Here is a 19252-nt window from a genome sequence, read left to right on the forward strand (position 1 = left end):
GATGAGGTCATCCGGCAGAGCCATGCCGCCTTTCGCTACGGGCGATGGCGTCACAGGCATGCACTATTTCATTTAGGAAACTTCAAGTATGTTCGGTGGCGCGCATAGGCTGATGGCGCTTGCAGATAGGTTCAAAAGGGAGCGATTCGGCCTGGAAAACAACAGCAGCGAGGGCTTGCGGACGCAAAAAAGCCGGCGCGAGGCCGGCTTCGGTCGGGCAGGGGGCGTTGCTTAGTCTTCGCGCACCCACGTCTGCGAGCGGCCAAACATCGGCACGCCGATATAGCCGCGCACTTGCAGCTTGGTGCCGCCTTCCGTCAGCTCGGCCTTGCTCTTGTAGGTCTTGCCATTGGCCGGGTCCGTGATTTCGCCGCCCGTCCATTCCTTGCCGTCATATTTCAGGCCGGACAGGATCACCAGGCCGACGATGGGCTGGTCTTTCTTCGCGCCCGTGCACTTGTCGCACTTGGGGTTCTGGTCTTCGTCCGGGCCGCGGAACAGCTTCTCGATCTTGCCTTGCAAGACGCCGTTGCTTTCCGTGATGACGACGAGGGATTTCGGCTTGCCGCTGGCGTCGTCGATGGTTTTCCACGTGCCCACGGGCGTGTGGTTATCGTCGCGCGCGGTGGCGCTGCCGGCGATGGCCAGGGCGGCCATCATGACGCTTGCTGTGACGCTTGCTTTGAATATCTTATGCATTGCCAGTCTCCAATGGTTTTTTTTGATCGGGTCACGAACAGTTATATACCAAGGCAAGACCAGCGGTACTGCGCGGCGTCACGGATGACGCCGCGCAATCCTTCCAAACCTGCCTTATGCGCTGGCTAGTTTAGCAAACTGTTCGCGCAGTTTTTCAATTGTCGCCGAAAAACTGAGCAAACGCTCGTTTTCTTGCGCAACGATGGCGGCCGGGGCACGCGCGACGAAGCTTTCATTGCCTAATTTGCTATTTACTTTGGCAATTTCCGCTTCGATACGGGCGATTTCCTTGCCCAGGCGCTCGCGTTCGGCGGCCACGTCGATTTCCACTTTCAGCATCAGCTTGGTGGTGCCGACGATGGCAACGGCCGCTGGCGAGTCCGGCAGCGCGTCGACGATCTGCACGTCGGCCAGCTTGCCCAGCGACTGGATGTACGGTGCGTACGAGGCCAGCGCAGCCTTTTCCGCCGCATTGCCCGCTTCGACGATCAGCGGCACGCGCACGGATGGCGAAATCTGCATTTCGCCGCGCAGGTTGCGCGTCGCGTCCGTCAAGGCTTTCAGCTGCTGCATCCACGCTTCGGCCGACTCGTCGATCTTGTCGGTGTTGGCGATCGGATACGGCTGCATCATGATTGAATCACCTTCCGCCTTGAGCGTCTTGCCGGCCAAAGGCGCCACCGTCTGCCACAGCGCTTCCGTGACGAAGGGGATGATCGGATGGGCCAGGCGCAGCACCACTTCCAGCACGCGCAGCAGGGTGTGGCGGGTGGCGCGCTGCTGGCCTTCCGTACCCTGCTGCACTTGCACCTTGGCTACTTCCAGGTACCAGTCGCAATACTCGTCCCAGACGAACTTGTAGATGGTGGCGGCGATGTTGTCGAAACGGAAGTCTTCGAAGCCCTTGGCCACGTCCAGTTCCGCTTTTTGCAGCAGGGAAATAATCCACTTGTCCGCTTGCGACAGATCAACATCGTTCGGGGTGCAATCCTTGCCTTCCGTATTCATCATGACGAAACGGGTGGCGTTCCACATCTTGTTGCAGAAGTTGCGGTAGCCTTCGCAGCGGCCCAGGTCGAAATTGATGTTGCGGCCCAGGGAGGCATAGCTGGCCATGGTGAAGCGCACGGCGTCCGTGCCGTAGGCAGAAATGCCTTCCGGGAATTCCTTGCGCGTCGCCTTGGTGATCTTTTCCGCGTCGCGCGGGTTCATCAGGCCCGTGGTGCGCTTGACGATCAAGCCTTCCAGGTCGATGCCGTCGATCAGGTCGATCGGGTCCAGGGTGTTGCCCTTCGACTTGGACATCTTCTGTCCCGTCGAATCGCGCACCAGGCCGTGTACGTAGACGGTTTCAAACGGCACCTTGCCCGTGAAGTGCGCCGTCATCATGACCATGCGCGCGACCCAGAAGAAGATGATGTCGAAACCCGTCACCAGCACGGACGACGGCAGGAAGGCCTTCATGTCCGGAGTTTCTTCAGGCCAACCCATGGTCGAGAACGGCACCAGGGCGGACGAGAACCACGTGTCGAGTACGTCGTCGTCGCGTTTCAAGGGGCCCGTGCTGCCGGCGGCCAGGGCCTTGGCTTCCGCTTCTGCTTGCGTTTTCGCAACAAAGATATTGCCCGCGTCGTCGTACCAGGCCGGGATTTGATGGCCCCACCACAGCTGGCGCGAGATGCACCAGTCCTGGATGTTGTTGAGCCACTGGTTGTAGGTGGTGCTCCAGTTTTCCGGCACGAACTTGATTTCGCCATTGGCGACCTTGTCCAGCGCCGTTTCCGCGATCGATTTGCCTGGGAAGAAGGTGCCTTCCGGGGCCGGTTTGCTCATGGCGACGAACCACTGGTCCGTCAGCATCGGCTCGATGACGACGCCCGTGCGGTCGCCGCGCGGCACCATCAATTTATGCGGCTTGACCTGTTCCAGCAAGCCTTGCGCGTCGAGGTCGGCGACGATCTGCTTGCGCGCGGCGAAGCGGTCCATGCCGCGATACGCTTCCGGCGCGTCGTCGGTGATCTTCGCGTCCAGGGTCAGGATGACGATCTGCGCCAGTTTGTGGCGCTGGCCCACGGCGTAATCGTTCATGTCGTGCGCGGGGGTGATCTTCACGCAGCCGGTGCCGAATTCCTTGTCGACGTATTCGTCGGCGATGATGGGGATTTCGCGGTCCGTCAGCGGCAGTTTGAGCATCTTGCCCACCAGCGCCGTGTAGCGCTCGTCCGTCGGATCGACGGCCACGGCCACGTCGCCCAGCATGGTTTCAGGACGCGTGGTGGCCACCGTCAGGAAACCGCTGCCGTCGGCCAGCGGGTATTTGATGTACCACATGGAGCCGTCTTCTTCTTCGGACACCACTTCCAGGTCGGACACAGCCGTGCCCAGCACGGGGTCCCAGTTGACGAGGCGCTTGCCGCGGTAGATCAGGCCCTGCTCGAACAGGCGCACGAAGACGTCGGTGACGACTTTCGAGCGCGGCTCGTCCATCGTGAAGTATTCGCGCTGCCAGTCGGCCGAGGCGCCCAGGCGGCGCATCTGCCCGGTGATGATGGAGCCGGATTTTTCTTTCCACTCCCACACTTTTTCCACGAATTTCTCGCGGCCCAGGTCATGGCGCGAAATCTTTTGCGCGTCCAGCTGGCGTTGCACGACGATTTGCGTGGCGATGCCCGCGTGGTCGGTGCCGGGAATCCAGGCTGTGTTGTGGCCCAGCATGCGGTGGTAGCGGGTCAGGCCATCCATGATGGTCTGGTTGAACGCATGGCCCATGTGCAGGGTGCCGGTGACGTTCGGCGGCGGCAACTGGATGCTGAAGGAAGGTTTTCCGGCATCGAGGGTGGCGGTAAAGTAACCGCGCTGTTCCCACTCGGTGCGCCAGAATTGTTCAATGTCGGCGGGCTCGAAAGACTTGGCTAATTCCATGATTTGGCGTGTGATTGGCAAAAGGAACCATTATAGATGACGCGGCAACGCCTGCAGCGTGGCAAGCGGCCTTTTTCAGTGTTTTGGCGGCTTTGCGGGCCGTTTGGCCGCAACAGAACGGAGATAAGCGTGCTGCCGATGTTATAATGCCGGCCTCGGCGCCTCCTGCCCCATCCTTGCGGACGGCGCCAGCAGACGCGGTTGCATTAAAGTTTCATATCCAGCACTCGTCCGCGTCTCACGGCCAGCGCATCAGCGATGCCAGCCACTTTCAGCGCGTCCCCTGCGGGCCGGGCGCCTGAGCCACGCGCACCGCCAGCGGTGCACCATTCACGGCGGACCACCGCGCGCCATCGTCTCTATGGGCCGCGCCGCCACAGCTTAGCCAGGATCTGTTGTCCGGCGCGTCGTCTTTTGATACGGCACACCCCGCTTGGCGCCTTGCCGCCTGCGGCCTTGCCGTGGCCGCCGCTTTCCTGGTTTCGCTTTTACAAGGAAATCATCATGAAAAAAATCGCCATCGTTGCCGGCCTTGCCACCACCCTGGGCGCCATGCCCGCCGCCCACGCCCAGTCGTCCGTTGAAGTATATGGCCTGATGGACGCGGGCCTGGTGCAGGAAGGCGGCGTCAGCAAGCTCACCAGCGGCGTCTCGGCCGGTTCGCGCCTGGGGCTGCGCGGCACGGAGTCGCTGGGCGACGGCTGGCAAGCCGTGTTCACCCTGGAAGCGGGCGTCCTGAGCGACACGGGCCGCTCGGACCAGGCGGGGCAATTGTTCGGCCGCCAGGCCTTTGTCGGCCTCAACAGCCCGCTGGGGATGCTGACCGTGGGCCGCCAGTACAATCTGCAAAGCCAGGCGCTGACCGACGTGGCCGACCCGTTCGAGGGCGGCCTGGCCGGCGCGGCGACCAACCTGGCAGGCTATTCGGCCACGCGCATCGACAATACCGTGCGCTACACTTCGCCCGAGCTGCGCGGCGTGACGGCCACCGTCATGTATGGCGCCGGCGAACACACGGGTGTGGCGGCGGATCAGCGCTCGCTGGGCCTGGCATTGGGTTATGTCAACGGTCCATTGACCTTGCGCCTGGCGCGCCAGAGCCGTGCCGGCGAGCCGGGCAAGGCCGACGTGAATAACACGATTTTGGCCGGTAACTACAACTTTGGCGTGGCCACGGCGTTTGCCGGCTATGGCCGCAACACGGGCGACGGCAGCAGCATGTTCTTCGCGGAAAACCCATATGGCGCGGCCCAGGCGCCGGCCCAGTCGAGCGACAGCCGCGACGCCATCGTCGGCGTGTCCGTGCCGCTCGGTGCGACGACCTTGCTGGCCTCGTATGTGCGCAAGGATGACCGCGATAGCGCCAACCGCGATGCGCAGCAGCTGGCCATCGGCGCCACGTACGCCTTGTCCAAGCGCAGCAAGGTGTATCTTGCCTACGCGCATATCCGCAACCGCAACGACGCCGCCTACATGGTGGGCAACGCCACGGAAGTGGGCACGAGCAACCGCGCGTTCAACATCGGCTTGCGCCACGCGTTTTAACGCCTGCTCAAACCATCGCCAGGGCAGGCAACATGCTGCCTTGGCGTAATAATTCTTCAAAGGCGGGCGCGGCCAGCGGGCGGCTGAACAGATAGCCCTGCATCTGGTCGCAGCCGTGCTGGCGCAGGAAAGCCAGCTGCTGCGCCGTTTCCACGCCTTCGGCGATGACGTCCAGGCGCAGGCTGTGCGCCAGCGCGATGATGGCTTGCACGATGGCCGCGTCGTCGTCGCTGTGCGTGAGGTCGCTGACGAAGGATTTGTCGATTTTTAATACGTCGATGGGGAAGCGGCGCAGGTGCGCCAGGCTCGAATAACCGGTGCCGAAGTCGTCGATCGACAGCTGCAAGCCCAGCGCCTTGAGCTTGCCCATGGTGACGATCGCCTGTTCCACATCCTGCATCATCATGCTTTCCGTCAGTTCCAGCTCCAGGAAACGCGCTTCCAGGCCCGTCACGGCCAATATTTCCCGCACCGATTGCAGCAAGCCGCTTTGCCGGAATTGCCGCGCAGACAAATTGACGGCCAGGCGCAAGCCGCCCAGTCCCGCCCGTTGCCACGCCCGCGCTTGCGCGCACGCCGTCTGTAGCACCCAGGCGCCGATGGGCACGATCAAACCCATTTCCTCGGCCAGGTGGATGAATTCGCCGGGCGCGATGGCGCCCAGGGTGGGGTGGCGCCAGCGCAGCAGCGCTTCCATGCCGACGATCTTGCCACTGTCGAGCTCCACCTGCGGCTGGTACACGAGGTGGAACTGGTCGCGTTCGAGCGCATGGCGCAACTCGCTTTCCAGGCCCAGCCGGGCCAGCATGTCGGCATTCATGGCCGGCGCGTAGCTTTGCCAGTGGTTGCGGCCTTGCTCCTTGGCGCGGTACATGGCGATGTCGGCATGCTTGATCAGGGTTTCCGCGCTGTCGCCATCGTCGGGATAGCTGGCCACGCCCATGCTGCACGTGAGAAAGAATTCATGGCCGCCCACCAGCAGCGGCTGCGCCACGGCGTCCAGCACGCGCTGCAGGATGAGCTGGCCCGGGTCGCTGTTGGCGTGTTGCGGCAGCAGCAGGACGAATTCGTCGCCGCCCAGGCGCGCCACCGTATCGACTTCGCGCGTGGCGGCGCGCAGGCGGTCGGCGATCAGTTTCAGCAGGGTGTCGCCCGCGTCGTGGCCCAGGGTGTCGTTGACGAATTTAAAGCGGTCGAGGTCGATGAACACCACCCACAGGGGCAGGGTGCTGCGGCGCGCCACGGCCATCGCCTGTTCCAGCCGCTCGCGCAGCAATAGACGGTTGGCCAGGCCCGTGAGGATATCGTGGCGCGACTGGAATTCCAGTTCCTGCTCGAAGCGCATGACGGTGCTGATGTCGTATTGCGCCACGACAAAGTGGCTGACGGGGCCATCGCCATCGTCGCGCACGGGCGCGACGAACAGCTCGCTCCAATAGGTGCTGCCGTCCTTGCGGAAATTGCGCACGATGGCCTTGCCTTCGCGCTGTTCGCTCAAGGCCGCGCTGATCGCATGCATGTCCTGGCGCGCATGCTCCGGCCCCTGCAAGTCTTCCAGGCGCTGGCCGATGACCTCGCCGGCGGCATAGCCGGTGATGCGTTCGAAGGCGGGATTGACGTATTCGATCAGGTAGCCGGGCGCGTCGGCGCTGCACAGGATGATGGCGTTGGCCGAGACTTCGATGATGCGTTCGCGCAAGCGCAGCGACTTTTCATTGCGCATGCGCGCGGCGATGTCCTCGGACAGGCGCAAATTGGCAAACTGCAAGGCCGCCGTGCGTTCGCCCGTGATGCGGGCAATCACGGAATTGCGCGACACCAGCTGGTATACATACGCCGTGGCCAGCAGGCTCGACAACATTCCACCCAGCAACACGTACAGCGAGCCGCGATGGTTGGCATCCAAGGTCATACCCTTGGCCGGCAAAAGGGCAGCGCCCAGCGTGTGGCCGCTGGCGTGGTACTGCAGCAGGAGCCGAGCGCTTTCCCCTTCGATCTGGCGCGCCGAGACGTAGCACAGCGCCGTCAGACCCAGGCCGACCGCCAGGGTGATCAGGGCCGAGGTGGAGACGGAGATGGAGATGCGCTTGAAGAATGATTGCATGATGAGTCCCGTGGCGGCGCCGGTGCCGATCCATGATCAGGCAGGCCGGGCAGTGACTGACTGTAGGGCGGCAGGCGCCGCAGGGTCCGTTCGCTACCGAACGGACGTTGATGCCAACAAGAAATATAGTCGGGCCACCGTGCAAGCAGTGTGTTACGCTGCACACCATGGCGACCCTCGTTCGGACGCCTTTCATCTCCCCCCTAGCTGACGACTGGAAACCAGGAAAACTGCCCATGTCGAGTCCGCATGCCCAGCTGCACAACCCGAATCAAAACCATTTGCTCGCCGCCATGCTCGACGCCGATTTCGCGCGCCTGGCTCCCCATCTGGAGCAAGTCTCCATGCTGCTGGGCGACGTGATCTACGACTCGGGCGACAAGCTGCAGCACGTGTACTTTCCCACCACGGCCATCGTTTCCATCCATTATTTGCTGGAAAACGGCGGCTCGTCGGAAATTGCCGGCGTCGGCAACGAGGGCATCGTGGGCGTGTCGCTATTTATGGGCGGCAACTCGACGCCGAGCCGCGCCGTCGTGCAGACGGGCGGCGTCGGCTACCGGCTCAAGGCCCATCTGCTGATGGAAGAATTCGACCGCGCGGGCCCCGTCATGCGCTTGCTGCTGCGCTATACGCAAGCCCTGATCACGCAAATGTCGCAAACGGCCGTATGCAACCGCCACCATACGGTGGAGCAGCAGCTGTGCCGCTGGCTGCTGCTGACCATGGACCGCCTGCCGAACCGCGAGCTGACCATGACGCAGGAACTGATCGCCAACATGCTGGGCGTGCGCCGCGAAGGCGTGACGGAAGCGGCGGGGCGATTGCAAGCGCGCGGCCTCATCAGTTACCGGCGCGGCCATATCACGGTGCAGGACCGCGCCGGCCTCGAAGGCCAGGTGTGCGAATGCTATGGCGTCGTCAAGAAGGAATTTACGCGCCTGCTGTCGGACGTGCGCCAGCGCCAAGGCCGCTAGGCGCCGCATTTCCCATTTTTTTATTGTTGTCCCAGCCCAGGCTACCCATGCACTCAGTTGAAAATAACCCTAACCGCGCCCCGTCGCGCTGGCCCATGGCATTGGCATTTGCGTTCAGCGCCATCGTATTGGTGGTCATCGGCGTGCTGGTCTGGCGCGCGCCGCCTTTTGATGCGGCGATCCTGATCGAGGCCCTGGTATGCCTGCTGTTGCTGATGCTGGTGGCGCTGTACCGGCGCACGGCGGCGGCCAGCCTGCCGCGCCAGCTGCTCAAGGCGGGTGCCTTGCAGGATGCGATTTTCAACAGCGCCAACTTCTCGTGCATCGCCACCGATGCGCAGGGCGTGATCCAGATATTCAACGTGGGCGCCGAACGCATGCTCGGCTATGAAGCCAGCGACGTGGTCGACAAGCTGACGCCGGCCGGTATTTCTGACGCGCAAGAAATCGTCACCCGCGCGGCGGCCCTCAGCGCCGAGCTCGACACCGTCATCACGCCGGGCGTGGAAGCGCTCGTGTTCAAGGCCACGCGCGGCATCGAAGACATCTATGAGCTGACCTACATCCGCAAGGATGGCAGCCGCTTCCCCGCCATCGTCTCCGTGACGGCCTTGCGCGATGCGCAGAGCAAGGTCATCGGTTATCTGCTGATCGGCACCGACAACACGGTGCGCAAGCAGGTCGAGGCGGAACAGGCACAACTGGACCAGCGCCTGCGCGAACAGCAGGCATATACGCGCTCGCTGGTCGAAACCAACAATGCCGAGCTGAAGAAGGCGCGCCAGGTGGCGGAAAAGGCCAACCGCGCCAAGTCCGAATTCCTGTCGAGCATGAGCCATGAATTGCGCACGCCCCTGAACGCCGTGCTGGGTTTCGCCCAGCTGATGGCGTCCGACGTGCCGCCGCCGAGCCCGCCGCAGCAGCGCTCGATCGAGCAAATCCTCAAGGGCGGCTGGTACCTGTTGCGCTTGATCAATGAAATCCTCGACCTGGCCATGATCGAATCGGGCAAGGTCACCCTGTCGCAGGAAGCGATGTCGCTGCTCGACGTGCTGCAGGATTGCCAGGCCATGATCGCGCCGCAGGCGGAAAAGCGCGGCATCCGCATGCATTTCCCCCGCTGCGGCAAGGCTTTTTATGTGCATGCGGACCGCACGCGCGTAAAACAGGTGATGATCAACCTGCTGTCGAACGCCATCAAATACAACCAGGGCGGCGGCGCCGTCACCGTCGAATGCAGCGGGCATGGCGAACGCGTGCGCGTGAGCGTGCGCGACAGCGGCGCCGGCCTCGACGCGGCCCAGGTGGCGCAGCTGTTCCAGCCGTTTAATCGCCTGGGACAGGAAAACAGCACGGAAGAGGGCACGGGCATCGGCCTCGTCGTCACCAAGCAACTGGTCGAATTGATGGGCGGCACCATCGGCGTCGACAGCGCCGTCGGCGTGGGCACCACGTTCTGGTTCGAGCTGGCCGCCAGCAGCGCGCCGGCACTGGTGCTGGGCGACGGCGATGCGCTGCCGCAGGTGCAGGAGCCGCAGGAAAGCCTGCGCACCTTGCTGTACGTGGAAGACAATCCCGCCAACCTGGCGCTGGTCGAGCAATTGATCGCCCGCCGCAGCGACTTGAAACTGCTGACGGCCATCGATGCGCACCTGGGCATCGACCTGGCGCGCACCTACCAGCCCGACGTGATCCTGATGGATATCAACCTGCCCGGCATCAGCGGCTACGGCGCGCTGCACATCCTGCATGATGATCCCCTCACCCGCCACATTCCCGTCATGGCCCTGTCGGCCAACGCCGTGCCGCGCGACATCGAAAAAGGCTTGCAAGCGGGCTTCTTCCGCTATCTGACCAAGCCGATCAAGGTCGTCGAATTCATGGACGCGCTCGACGTGGCCCTGCACCATGCAGCCGCGCACGGCCTGGCCGACGACACTCACGCAATACGCTGATTCAGCACTCAATTTTAGGAATACCGCCATGCTTCAAGCCACCGAGATCCTGAACGCCAGCATCCTCATCGTCGATGACCAGGAGGCGAACGTCATGCTGCTGGAACAGGTGCTGCGCAATGCCGGCTACACGCGCATCACCTCCACCATGGACCCGCAAGCCGTGCGCGCGCTGCACCAGCAGCACCGCTACGACCTGATCCTGCTCGACCTGCAGATGCCGGAAATGGATGGCTTCGAAGTCATGGAAGGCTTGCGCGACATCGAGGCGGGCAGCTACCTGCCCGTGCTGGTGATCACGGCCCAGCCCGGCCATAAGCTGCGCGCCCTGCAGGCGGGCGCCAAGGATTTCGTCAGCAAGCCCTTCGACCTGGTGGAAGTCAAGACGCGCATCCACAACATGCTGGAAGTGCGCTTGCTGTATCAGAAGCTGGCCGAATACAACAAGTCGCTGGAACAGATGGTGGAAGACCGCACGGCGGAGCTGCGCGAAAGCGAAGCGCGCTTCCAGCGCTTCACGGAACTGTCGTCCGACTGGTACTGGGAGCAGGATGCGCAGGGCAATTTGACGCGCTTTTCCGGCCCCGTGGCTGAAATGCTGGGCATCGGCAGCGAGGAAGAGCCGCAGCGCTGGAACGCCACCGAGCGCGCCTTGCTCGACGCCAAGATCGCCGCGCGCGAACCGTTCCTCGATTTCATCTACAGCCGCACCAACCTCGACGGCAGCACGCAGTATCTGCAGGTCAGCGGCGAACCGATGTTCGACAATGGCAGCCGCTTCATCGGCTACCGCGGCATCGGCCTCGATGTCACGGAGCGCTTGCGGGGAGCGTGATTTATACTTGGCGGTATTGATATTGACCAGGAAAAATCATGACTGACAAATCTCCCTCCTACTGGTTCCCCGCCAAGACCTATGGCTGGGGCTGGGGCTTGCCCATCACCTGGCAGGGCTGGCTGGTGTTTCTGGCCGCGCTGGCGCTGTTCGCCTGCGGCGCCTTCCTGTTCCCGCCGCAAACCATGCTCGTCGGCTATATCGTGTATGAAGTGGCCATCGTCGCCGTGCTCATTTTCATCTGCCAGCTGAAGGGCGAACCGACCGCCTGGCGCTGGGGCAAGAAGAAATAAGCGCGACGCCGTCTGCTGCATTGCAGCAGATGCGCAAACACGACACCGGCAAGAAATCATCTGGCCACGCGGCGCGAACCGCGTATAATTGGCTCGCTGCCGCAAGGCGGCAAACGCTAGGGGTCCTGCCTTTCGCTGTGAAAACACAGTGCAAGCGCGGGTGAGAAATACCCTCCGAACCTGATCTGGATAATGCCAGCGAAGGGAAGCTTTAGGATGAACGCACCCCGCCTTTCCGCGTGCGTAATTCCGAACCTCCTTAGCTGGCTCCAGGCTTAAAAATAGTCTAGCCAAGGAGCCAAAATGAACGCCAACCCGAAATTCCTCTCCGCCACCGCCACGGTCGACGAAGCCGCCATCGCGCCGCTGCCCAATTCGCGCAAGATCTACGTCGAAGGCAGCCGCCCCGACATCCGCGTGCCCATGCGCGAAATCAGCCAGTCCGACACGGAAGCGTCGTTCGGCGGCGAAAAGAATCCGCCCATCTACGTCTACGACACCTCCGGCCCCTACACGGACCCGGACGTGCAGATCGACATCCGCTCCGGCCTCGACACGCCGCGCCTGCCGTGGATCATGGAGCGGGCCGACACGGAAGAATTGCCCGGCCCCACCTCCGACTACGGCATCGCCCGCCTGGCGGACCCGAAGCTGGCCGAGTTGCGTTTCAATCTGCACCGCAAGCCGCGCCGCGCCATCGCCGGCAAGAACGTCACGCAAATGCATTACGCGCGCCAAGGCATCATCACGCCGGAAATGGAATTCGTGGCCATCCGCGAAAACATGCGCCGCCAGGAGTATTTGCGCGAACTGAAAGCTTCCGGCCCCATGGGTGAGCGCCTGGCCGACCTGATGGGCCGCCAGCATCCGGGCCAGTCCTTCGGCGCCAGCATCCCGGCGGAAATCACGCCGGAATTCGTGCGCGAGGAAATCGCCCGCGGCCGCGCCATCATTCCCGCCAACATCAACCACCCGGAAGTCGAGCCGATGATCATCGGTCGCAATTTCCTGGTGAAAATCAACGCAAACATCGGCAATTCCGCCGTCACCTCGTCGATCGGCGAGGAAGTGGAAAAAATGACCTGGGCCATCCGCTGGGGCGGCGACAACGTCATGGATCTGTCCACGGGTAAACACATCCACGAGACGCGCGAATGGATCGTGCGCAACAGCCCCGTGCCCATCGGCACCGTGCCCATCTACCAGGCGCTGGAAAAGGTCAACGGGAAGGCCGAAGATCTGACGTGGGAAATCTTCCGCGACACCCTCATCGAGCAGGCCGAGCAGGGCGTCGATTACTTCACCATCCACGCGGGCGTGCTGCTGCGCTACGTGCCGATGACGGCCAAGCGCCTGACGGGCATCGTCTCGCGCGGCGGTTCCATCATGGCGAAATGGTGTTTGGCGCACCACCAGGAATCGTTCCTGTACACGCATTTCGAAGAGATCTGCGAAATCATGAAGGCGTACGACGTGTCGTTCTCGCTGGGCGACGGCTTGCGCCCCGGCTCCATCTACGACGCCAACGACGAAGCGCAGCTGGGCGAACTGAAGACCCTGGGCGAACTGACGCAGGTTGCCTGGAAACACGATGTGCAGGTGATGATCGAAGGCCCGGGCCACGTGCCGATGCAACTCATTAAAGAAAACATGGACCTGCAGCTGGAGCAGTGCGGCGAAGCGCCGTTCTACACGCTGGGGCCATTGACGACCGACATCGCGCCCGGTTACGACCACATCACGTCCGGCATCGGCGCGGCCATGATCGGCTGGTACGGCACGGCCATGCTGTGCTACGTGACGCCGAAGGAGCACCTGGGCTTGCCCAACAAGGCGGACGTCAAGGATGGCATCATCACCTACAAGATTGCGGCGCATGCGGCCGACCTGGCGAAAGGCCATCCGGGCGCACAGATCCGCGACAATGCCCTGTCGAAAGCCCGCTTCGAATTCCGCTGGGACGACCAGTTCAACATCGGCCTGGACCCGGACAAGGCGCGCGAATTCCACGATGAAACCTTGCCCAAGGATTCGGCCAAGGTGGCGCATTTCTGCTCCATGTGCGGCCCCCACTTCTGTTCGATGAAGATCACGCAGGAAGTGCGCGAATACGCGGCCGGCATGGGCATCGCGGAAGACAAGGCGCTCCAGCAGGGCATGGAAATCAAGGCCATCGAGTTCATCAAGAACGGCGCCGAGCTGTACCGCAAGGTCTGAAGGAGAGCGTGATGCCTGCATTGATATCCATCACGCTCAACGGCGCGCCGCACCAGGTGCCGCCCGGGCAGACACTCGATCAATTGATTGCCGCGCTGTCGCTGGAAAACCAGGCGCTGGCGCTGGCCGTCAACCGCAACGTCGTGCCGCGCAAGGCGTGGCCGGGACAGGTCTTGCAAACGCAAGACCAAGTAGAGATCGTGCGCGCCATCGGCGGCGGCTGAACTAAGGAAAAAGCAATGAACAGTAATAATAACAACGACCTGCTGACCATCGCAGGCAAGCAATATCAATCGCGCTTGCTGGTGGGCAGCGGCAAGTACAAGGATTTGCCGCAGACGCGCGAAGCGACGGACGCTGCCGAGGCGCAGATCATCACGGTGGCGATTCGCCGGGTCAACATTGGCCAGGACCCGAACGCGCCCAGCCTGCTCGACTTCGTGCCGCCGGACCAGTACACGATACTGCCGAACACGGCCGGCTGCTACAACGCGAAAGATGCCGTGTACACCCTGCAGCTGGCGCGCGAGCTGCTGGGCGGGCGCAACCTGGTCAAGCTGGAAGTGCTGGGCGATGAAAAGACCCTGTTCCCGCACATGCCGGAAACCTTGATCGCGGCCGAGGCGCTGGTCAAGGATGGCTTTGACGTGATGGTCTACTGCAGCGATGACCCCATCCAGGCGAAGATTCTGGAAGACATCGGCTGCGTGGCCGTCATGCCGCTGGCGTCCCTGATCGGCTCGGGCATGGGCATCCTGAATCCGTGGAATTTGTCCTTGATCATCGACCAGGCCAAGGTGCCTGTGCTGGTGGACGCGGGCGTGGGCACGGCGTCGGATGCAGCGATTGCCATGGAACTCGGCTGCGATGGCGTGCTGATGAACACGGCCATTGCCGGCGCGCGCGACCCCGTGCGCATGGCGCGCGCCATGAAGCTGGCCGTGCGGGCCGGGCGCGAAGCGTTCCTGGCGGGACGCATGCCTCGCAAATTTGCCGCTTCCCCATCGTCGCCGATGGCGGGCCGCCTGGCGTGATGGTGCCGATGCACCGCACCGTGCTCGTGTTTGCCGGCGTCGACCCGTCGGGCGGGGCCGGCATCGCCGCCGATATTGTCGCGATTGCGGCGCAGGGCGCGCATGCCTTGCCCGTGATTACGGCGCTGACGGTGCAGGACAATGACCGCGTGTTTGCTGTCGAGCCTGTGGCGCCGGAGCTGCTGCGCCGGCAGGCGCTGGCGCTGATCGACAAGATCGCCATCGATGCCGTGAAGATCGGTATCCCGGGCAGTGCGGCGAACGCTGCCGTCATTGCGCAGCTGATCGCGCAATTGCGGCTGGCCCGCCCAAGCTTGCCCGTGGTGCTCGATCCCGTGCTGGCCAGCGGCCATGGCGACGTGCTCAGCCGGGACGATGCCGTGCTGGCGCTGGCGCCCTTGCTGCCGGTGACGACCGTGATCGTACCGAACGGGCCGGAGGCGGCGGCCCTCGGCGGCGAAGCAGCCTTGCGGGCGCAAGGCTGCCAGCACGTGCTGGTGACGGGCGGCCACGGCGAGGGCGAGACGGTCGTCAACCGCTGCTTCGATAGCGTCGGCGGGGAGCGCGAATGGCGCTGGCCGCGCTTGTCCGGCGAGTTTCACGGCAGCGGCTGCACCCTGGCCTCGGCCATCGCGGCGCATCTGGCGCTGGGACAGGCGCTGCCTGAAGCGCTGGATCTGGCGCAAAGCTATTGCCATGCGGCCCTGGCCGGCGCGTATGCGATTGCGCCAGGTCAACTCATGCCGCAACGATTCATTCAATAAGGAAATATCATGCGTGGACTGTATCTGGTCACCCCGAACTGGGATGAGACCGACCGCCTGCTCGACGTGAGCGAGCAAGCCTTGCAGGCAGGCGTGGCCCTGCTGCAATACCGCCACAAGAGCGCCGAGGCGCCGCAGCGGCGCGAGCAGGCGGGCGCCTTGCTGGCCCTGGCCCGCAAGTATGGCGTGCCCTTCATCATCAACGATTTTATCGAACTGTGCGAAGAGCTCGACGCCGATGGCGTGCACGTGGGCGGCACGGACGCGTCCGTGGCGCAGGCGCGCGCGCGCCTGGGCAAGGACAAGATCGTCGGCGCTTCCTGCTATGGCGACATGGCCCTGGCACGGACGGCTGAGGCGGGCGGCGCCAGCTATGTGGCCTTCGGCGGTTTTTATCCCTCGCTGGTGAAAAAGTATCCGGTGACGACGCCCCTGGATATCGTGCTGCAGGCCAAGCGCGAGATCGCCTTGCCGTGCGTGGTGATCGGCGGCATGACGCCGGAGAACGCGGCGCCGCTGGTGGCGCGTGGCGCCGACATGGTGGCCGCCATCAGCAGCGTCTTTAACAATGCATACGAGGCGGACGATGTGAATATTGCGGTGCAGCAATTCAACCACTTGTTCGCGGTATGAGCATGGACGTGCAGGGCTGGTTTGGGGCAATAATCGGCATATAATAAGAACATCATTCATTACCGAGGTCCCCCACCCATGAGTCAGCCAGCCGCCGCGAAACGCCTTATCCTGATCGTTGACGATGACCAGCTCCTGTTGGAATTCCTCGGCGAAGTCCTGCGCCATGCCGGTTATGAAACGGCCCTGGCCCATTCGGCCGAAGTGGCGCTGCAGCTGATCGCCCAGCGCGAGCCGGACCTGGCCTTGCTCGACATCCACATGCCGGGCATGTCCGGCCTGGAACTGGCCAAGCGCCTGCATGGCGAGACGGCCGTGCCGTTCATGTTCCTGTCCGGCAGCGGCGACAGCGAATCGGGCAAGCAGGCGGCCGCCTACGGCGCCGTCGGCTATGTCGTCAAACCCGTCGATGAAGGCCGTTTGATGCCCGCGTTCGAAGCGGGCCTGGCCCGTGCGGACGAGATCCGCCAGCTGCGGCGCACCGAGCTGAACCTGAACGCGGCGCTGGCCGCGGGACGCGAAACGAGCCTGGCCGTGGGTTTGCTGATGGGCAAATTCCAGACGGACCGCAACACGGCGTTCGAGGTGCTGCGCGACCACGCCCGTTCCAGCCGCCGCAAGATCAATGAAATCGCCAGCCAGCTGCTGCTGGCCGAGGAAACCCTGAACGGCTTGCATGGCGCATTTTTGAACCGGGCAAAGACCAAGTAAGCGTATCCTCTCGCGCCCGCATGCCTGCCTTGCTATGATGTGGCGATACGGCGCGCTGGCGCGCCTGGTTCAACCATAGACAGGACACACATGAAAACCAAAGCAGCGATTGCCTGGAAGGCGGGCGCCCCGTTGACCATTGAAGAAGTCGATCTGGCCGGCCCGCGCGAGGGCGAGGTACTGGTCGAAATCAAGGCCACGGGCATTTGCCATACCGATTACTACACTCTGTCGGGCGCCGATCCGGAAGGCATCTTCCCGTCCATCCTCGGCCATGAAGGTGCCGGCATCGTCGTCGACGTGGGCCCGGGCGTGAAAAGCCTGAAGAAGGATGACCACGTCATCCCCCTGTACACGCCGGAGTGCCGCCAGTGCAAATTCTGCCTGTCGCAAAAAACCAACCTGTGCCAATCGATCCGCTCGACGCAGGGCCGCGGCCTGATGCCGGACGCCACCTCGCGCTTCTCCATCGACGGCAAGCCCATCTTCCACTACATGGGCACGTCCACTTTCTCGAACTACATCGTGGTGCCGGAAATCGCCCTGGCGAAGATCCGCGAAGACGCGCCATTCGATAAAGTCTGCTACATCGGCTGCGGCGTCACCACCGGCGTGGGCGCCGTGCTGTTTACGGCCAAGGTCGAGGCGGGAGCCAACGTGGCCGTGTTCGGCCTGGGCGGCATCGGCCTGAACGTGATCCAGGCGGCGAAGATGGTCGGCGCCGATAAAATCATCGGCGTCGACATCAACCCGGCGCGCCAGGACATCGCCCGCAAGTTCGGCATGACGCATTTCGTCAACGCCAACGAAGTGGAAAACGTGGTCGACACCATCGTGCAGCTGACGGACGGCGGCGCCGACTATTCGTTTGAATGCATCGGCAACACCACCACCATGCGCCAGTCGCTCGAGTGCTGCCACAAGGGCTGGGGCCAGTCCATCATCATCGGCGTGGCGGCGGCCGGCCAGGAAATTTCCACCCGTCCATTCCAGCTGGTGACGGGGCGCGTGTGGAAAGGTTCCGCCTTCGGCGGCGCGCGCGGCCGCACGGACGTGCCGAAGATCGTCGACTGGTACATGGAAGGCAAGCTCAATATCGACGATTTGATCACGCACCGCTTGAAGCTCGACGACATCAACCAGGGCTTCGACCTGATGAAGAGCGGCGAATCGATCCGCTCCGTCGTGCTGTACTAATACATTACGCCGTACCACGGCGTTTTTGCGGAGGCTTAGGCCTCCGTTTTTTTTGCCCCGCGTGCCATCCATCGTCCGTGTCTGCCATCCAGGCAGGTCTTTTTGCAGCCTGTCGCAGCGCGCTGGAGGCCAGGTCCGCTTGCCGCTACAGTTAATGCTCCATTACTTTTGCGACGAGGCAGCCATGTCCACTTCCCACCGTTTGATCCTCAGCCTGGCCGGTATCGTGCTTGGCGGCAGCGCGCTGGCCGTACAGCCGCCGCAGCCGCCCGCGCCGCCGGCCGCACCGGCCGCGCCGAGCAAGCAGATCAATATTTCCATGGGCAGCGGCGATGGCTATGCGCTCGTCGACAGCAGCGAGGATAGCGTCACCATGGCCGGCACCGATGTCGACGGTCAGCAGATCAAGCAGCTGCAGCGTTCGCTCAAGGGGCAGTTCCTGTGGTTCCGCGACCAGGGCAAGGGCTATGTGACGCAGGATGCCGCGCTGCTGGCCCGCGTGCGCGACGCCTGGAAGCCGTCGCAAGATCTGGGTTTTCAGATGAGCGGCCTGGGCAAGCAGATGAGCGAACATGGCAAGGCGATGGGCGAACTGGGCAGCAAGATGGGCGCCCATGGCGCGGCGCAGGCAAACGTCGGGGCGCGCGATGTGGCGCAACTGCAGGCGCTGGGCCGACAGCAGCAGGAACTGGGCCGCAAGATGGGCGAGGCGGCGCGCCGCCAGGCGCAGGCCACCACGGAGACGGCGCGCCACGCGGCCGGACGCGAGGTGGAACGCCTGCAGCAGCAGATGGAAGATGCGCAGGATGCCATGGAAGAAGTCAACGACCGCATTGCCGCCGCGCAAGAACGCGAGGCGGACAAGGTGGATGCGCTGTCGCGCCAGATGGATCAGCGCGGCAAGCCGATGGAAACCCTGGGCAAGCAGATGGAAGCGCTGGGACGCCAGCAGGAAAAGGCCACCAAGGCAGCCGACAAGGCTACGCGCCAGGTGATCGCCCAGGCGCTCAGCGAGGGCAAGGCCAAGCCGGTGCGCTAGACTTGGTTCCAGCTGGCGGCCACGGCGCGGTATTGCGACGGCAGCTGCGCCCTGGCCTCGTCTTCGCTGGCATACACCTCGTCCTGCAGCGTTTCCCAGCGCGCGTCGCAGCTGAAACGGTAGACGCGCGCCTCGCCCGCATACTGGCACACGGCCAGGCCGTGGATGGCGGCGGGGGCGGCGCCATGCTCATCGGTGAGGTGGCCGAAGGGCAGCTCGGACCAGGCCCAGGCCAGTACGCGGGCGCCGTCGAGGTGGGTGGGGGGTGTCATGGGGATACAGGCCGCTGTGTCGGGATAGCGATTGTAGCGCGCGCGGGTAAAATGG

At 63.4% G+C, this 19252-nt stretch carries 17 protein-coding genes and 1 riboswitch; of the genes, 13 read left to right on the forward strand and 4 right to left on the reverse strand.

Going from position 1 to position 19252, the window contains the following annotated elements:
- Positions 1 to 231 precede the first annotated feature (231 nt).
- Both AC07VH_RS24225 and AC07VH_RS24230 read right to left on the reverse strand, forming a co-directional pair.
- Positions 232 to 699, reverse strand: a complete 468-nt coding sequence (locus AC07VH_RS24225; RefSeq protein WP_475414629.1) for a DUF2147 domain-containing protein — start codon at positions 697 to 699, stop codon at positions 232 to 234.
- Positions 700 to 813: 114 nt separating this feature from the next.
- Complete coding sequence (locus tag AC07VH_RS24230) at positions 814 to 3621, reverse strand: valine--tRNA ligase (RefSeq protein ID WP_494788539.1); 2808 nt, start codon at positions 3619 to 3621, stop codon at positions 814 to 816.
- Between the two features lie 504 nt (positions 3622 to 4125).
- On the opposite strand from AC07VH_RS24230, the gene AC07VH_RS24235 reads away from it, so the two are divergent.
- On the forward strand, positions 4126 to 5166 hold the full coding sequence (locus AC07VH_RS24235; protein ID WP_494788540.1) for a porin: 1041 nt from the start codon (positions 4126 to 4128) through the stop codon (positions 5164 to 5166).
- 7 nt (positions 5167 to 5173) lie between these two features.
- On the opposite strand, the gene AC07VH_RS24240 is transcribed toward AC07VH_RS24235, so the two are convergent.
- Complete coding sequence (locus AC07VH_RS24240) at positions 5174 to 7270, reverse strand: putative bifunctional diguanylate cyclase/phosphodiesterase (RefSeq protein WP_494788541.1); 2097 nt, start codon at positions 7268 to 7270, stop codon at positions 5174 to 5176.
- 236 nt (positions 7271 to 7506) lie between these two features.
- Here AC07VH_RS24240 and AC07VH_RS24245 point away from each other — a divergent pair, with 236 nt between their 5' ends.
- From AC07VH_RS24245 to AC07VH_RS24300, 12 genes are all read left to right on the forward strand, one after another.
- A complete protein-coding gene (locus AC07VH_RS24245) occupies positions 7507 to 8247 on the forward strand; it encodes a Crp/Fnr family transcriptional regulator (protein WP_475414633.1) in 741 nt (246 codons plus the stop codon).
- A 47-nt stretch (positions 8248 to 8294) separates the two neighbouring features.
- Positions 8295 to 10202 carry a hybrid sensor histidine kinase/response regulator gene (locus AC07VH_RS24250; RefSeq protein ID WP_475414634.1) on the forward strand — a complete coding sequence of 636 codons (1908 nt, stop codon included), beginning with the start codon at positions 8295 to 8297 and terminating at the stop codon, positions 10200 to 10202.
- 28 nt (positions 10203 to 10230) lie between these two features.
- The gene (locus AC07VH_RS24255; RefSeq protein ID WP_475414635.1) at positions 10231 to 11037 is read left to right on the forward strand and encodes a response regulator; all 807 of its coding nucleotides are present in this window, start codon (positions 10231 to 10233) and stop codon (positions 11035 to 11037) included.
- A 38-nt stretch (positions 11038 to 11075) separates the two neighbouring features.
- Positions 11076 to 11330 carry a hypothetical protein gene (locus tag AC07VH_RS24260; protein WP_475414636.1) on the forward strand — a complete coding sequence of 85 codons (255 nt, stop codon included), beginning with the start codon at positions 11076 to 11078 and terminating at the stop codon, positions 11328 to 11330.
- A gap of 108 nt (positions 11331 to 11438) precedes the next feature.
- A riboswitch (TPP riboswitch) is annotated at positions 11439 to 11554 on the forward strand.
- A gap of 79 nt (positions 11555 to 11633) precedes the next feature.
- Positions 11634 to 13547, forward strand: a complete 1914-nt coding sequence (thiC, locus tag AC07VH_RS24265) for a phosphomethylpyrimidine synthase ThiC (RefSeq protein WP_489628899.1) — start codon at positions 11634 to 11636, stop codon at positions 13545 to 13547.
- A 20-nt stretch (positions 13548 to 13567) separates the two neighbouring features.
- The gene (gene thiS / locus AC07VH_RS24270) at positions 13568 to 13771 is read left to right on the forward strand and encodes a sulfur carrier protein ThiS (RefSeq protein ID WP_070222852.1); all 204 of its coding nucleotides are present in this window, start codon (positions 13568 to 13570) and stop codon (positions 13769 to 13771) included.
- Positions 13772 to 13786: 15 nt separating this feature from the next.
- The gene (locus AC07VH_RS24275; RefSeq protein WP_494788542.1) at positions 13787 to 14581 is read left to right on the forward strand and encodes a thiazole synthase; all 795 of its coding nucleotides are present in this window, start codon (positions 13787 to 13789) and stop codon (positions 14579 to 14581) included.
- 8 nt (positions 14582 to 14589) lie between these two features.
- Positions 14590 to 15345, forward strand: coding sequence for a bifunctional hydroxymethylpyrimidine kinase/phosphomethylpyrimidine kinase (gene thiD, locus AC07VH_RS24280; RefSeq protein ID WP_494804005.1), 756 nt, complete (start codon positions 14590 to 14592; stop codon positions 15343 to 15345).
- A 9-nt stretch (positions 15346 to 15354) separates the two neighbouring features.
- Complete coding sequence (gene thiE / locus AC07VH_RS24285) at positions 15355 to 15978, forward strand: thiamine phosphate synthase (protein WP_494788543.1); 624 nt, start codon at positions 15355 to 15357, stop codon at positions 15976 to 15978.
- A 78-nt stretch (positions 15979 to 16056) separates the two neighbouring features.
- Positions 16057 to 16689 (forward strand): ANTAR domain-containing response regulator, encoded by a 633-nt coding sequence (locus AC07VH_RS24290; RefSeq protein WP_034749164.1) that lies wholly within the window; start codon positions 16057 to 16059, stop codon positions 16687 to 16689.
- Between the two features lie 90 nt (positions 16690 to 16779).
- Entirely contained in the window at positions 16780 to 17886 is a 1107-nt protein-coding gene (locus AC07VH_RS24295) for an S-(hydroxymethyl)glutathione dehydrogenase/class III alcohol dehydrogenase (RefSeq protein WP_494788544.1), read from the forward strand.
- A 184-nt stretch (positions 17887 to 18070) separates the two neighbouring features.
- Entirely contained in the window at positions 18071 to 18925 is an 855-nt protein-coding gene (locus AC07VH_RS24300; RefSeq protein WP_494788545.1) for a hypothetical protein, read from the forward strand.
- Here AC07VH_RS24300 and AC07VH_RS24305 read toward each other — a convergent pair.
- Positions 18922 to 19197, reverse strand: coding sequence for a hypothetical protein (locus tag AC07VH_RS24305; protein WP_494788546.1), 276 nt, complete (start codon positions 19195 to 19197; stop codon positions 18922 to 18924). The two genes, AC07VH_RS24300 and AC07VH_RS24305, sit on opposite strands and share 4 nt — an antisense overlap.
- Between the last annotated feature and the right edge of the window lie 55 nt (positions 19198 to 19252).

It is taken from the genome of Janthinobacterium sp. GW821-FHT03C10 (genome assembly GCF_059420865.1).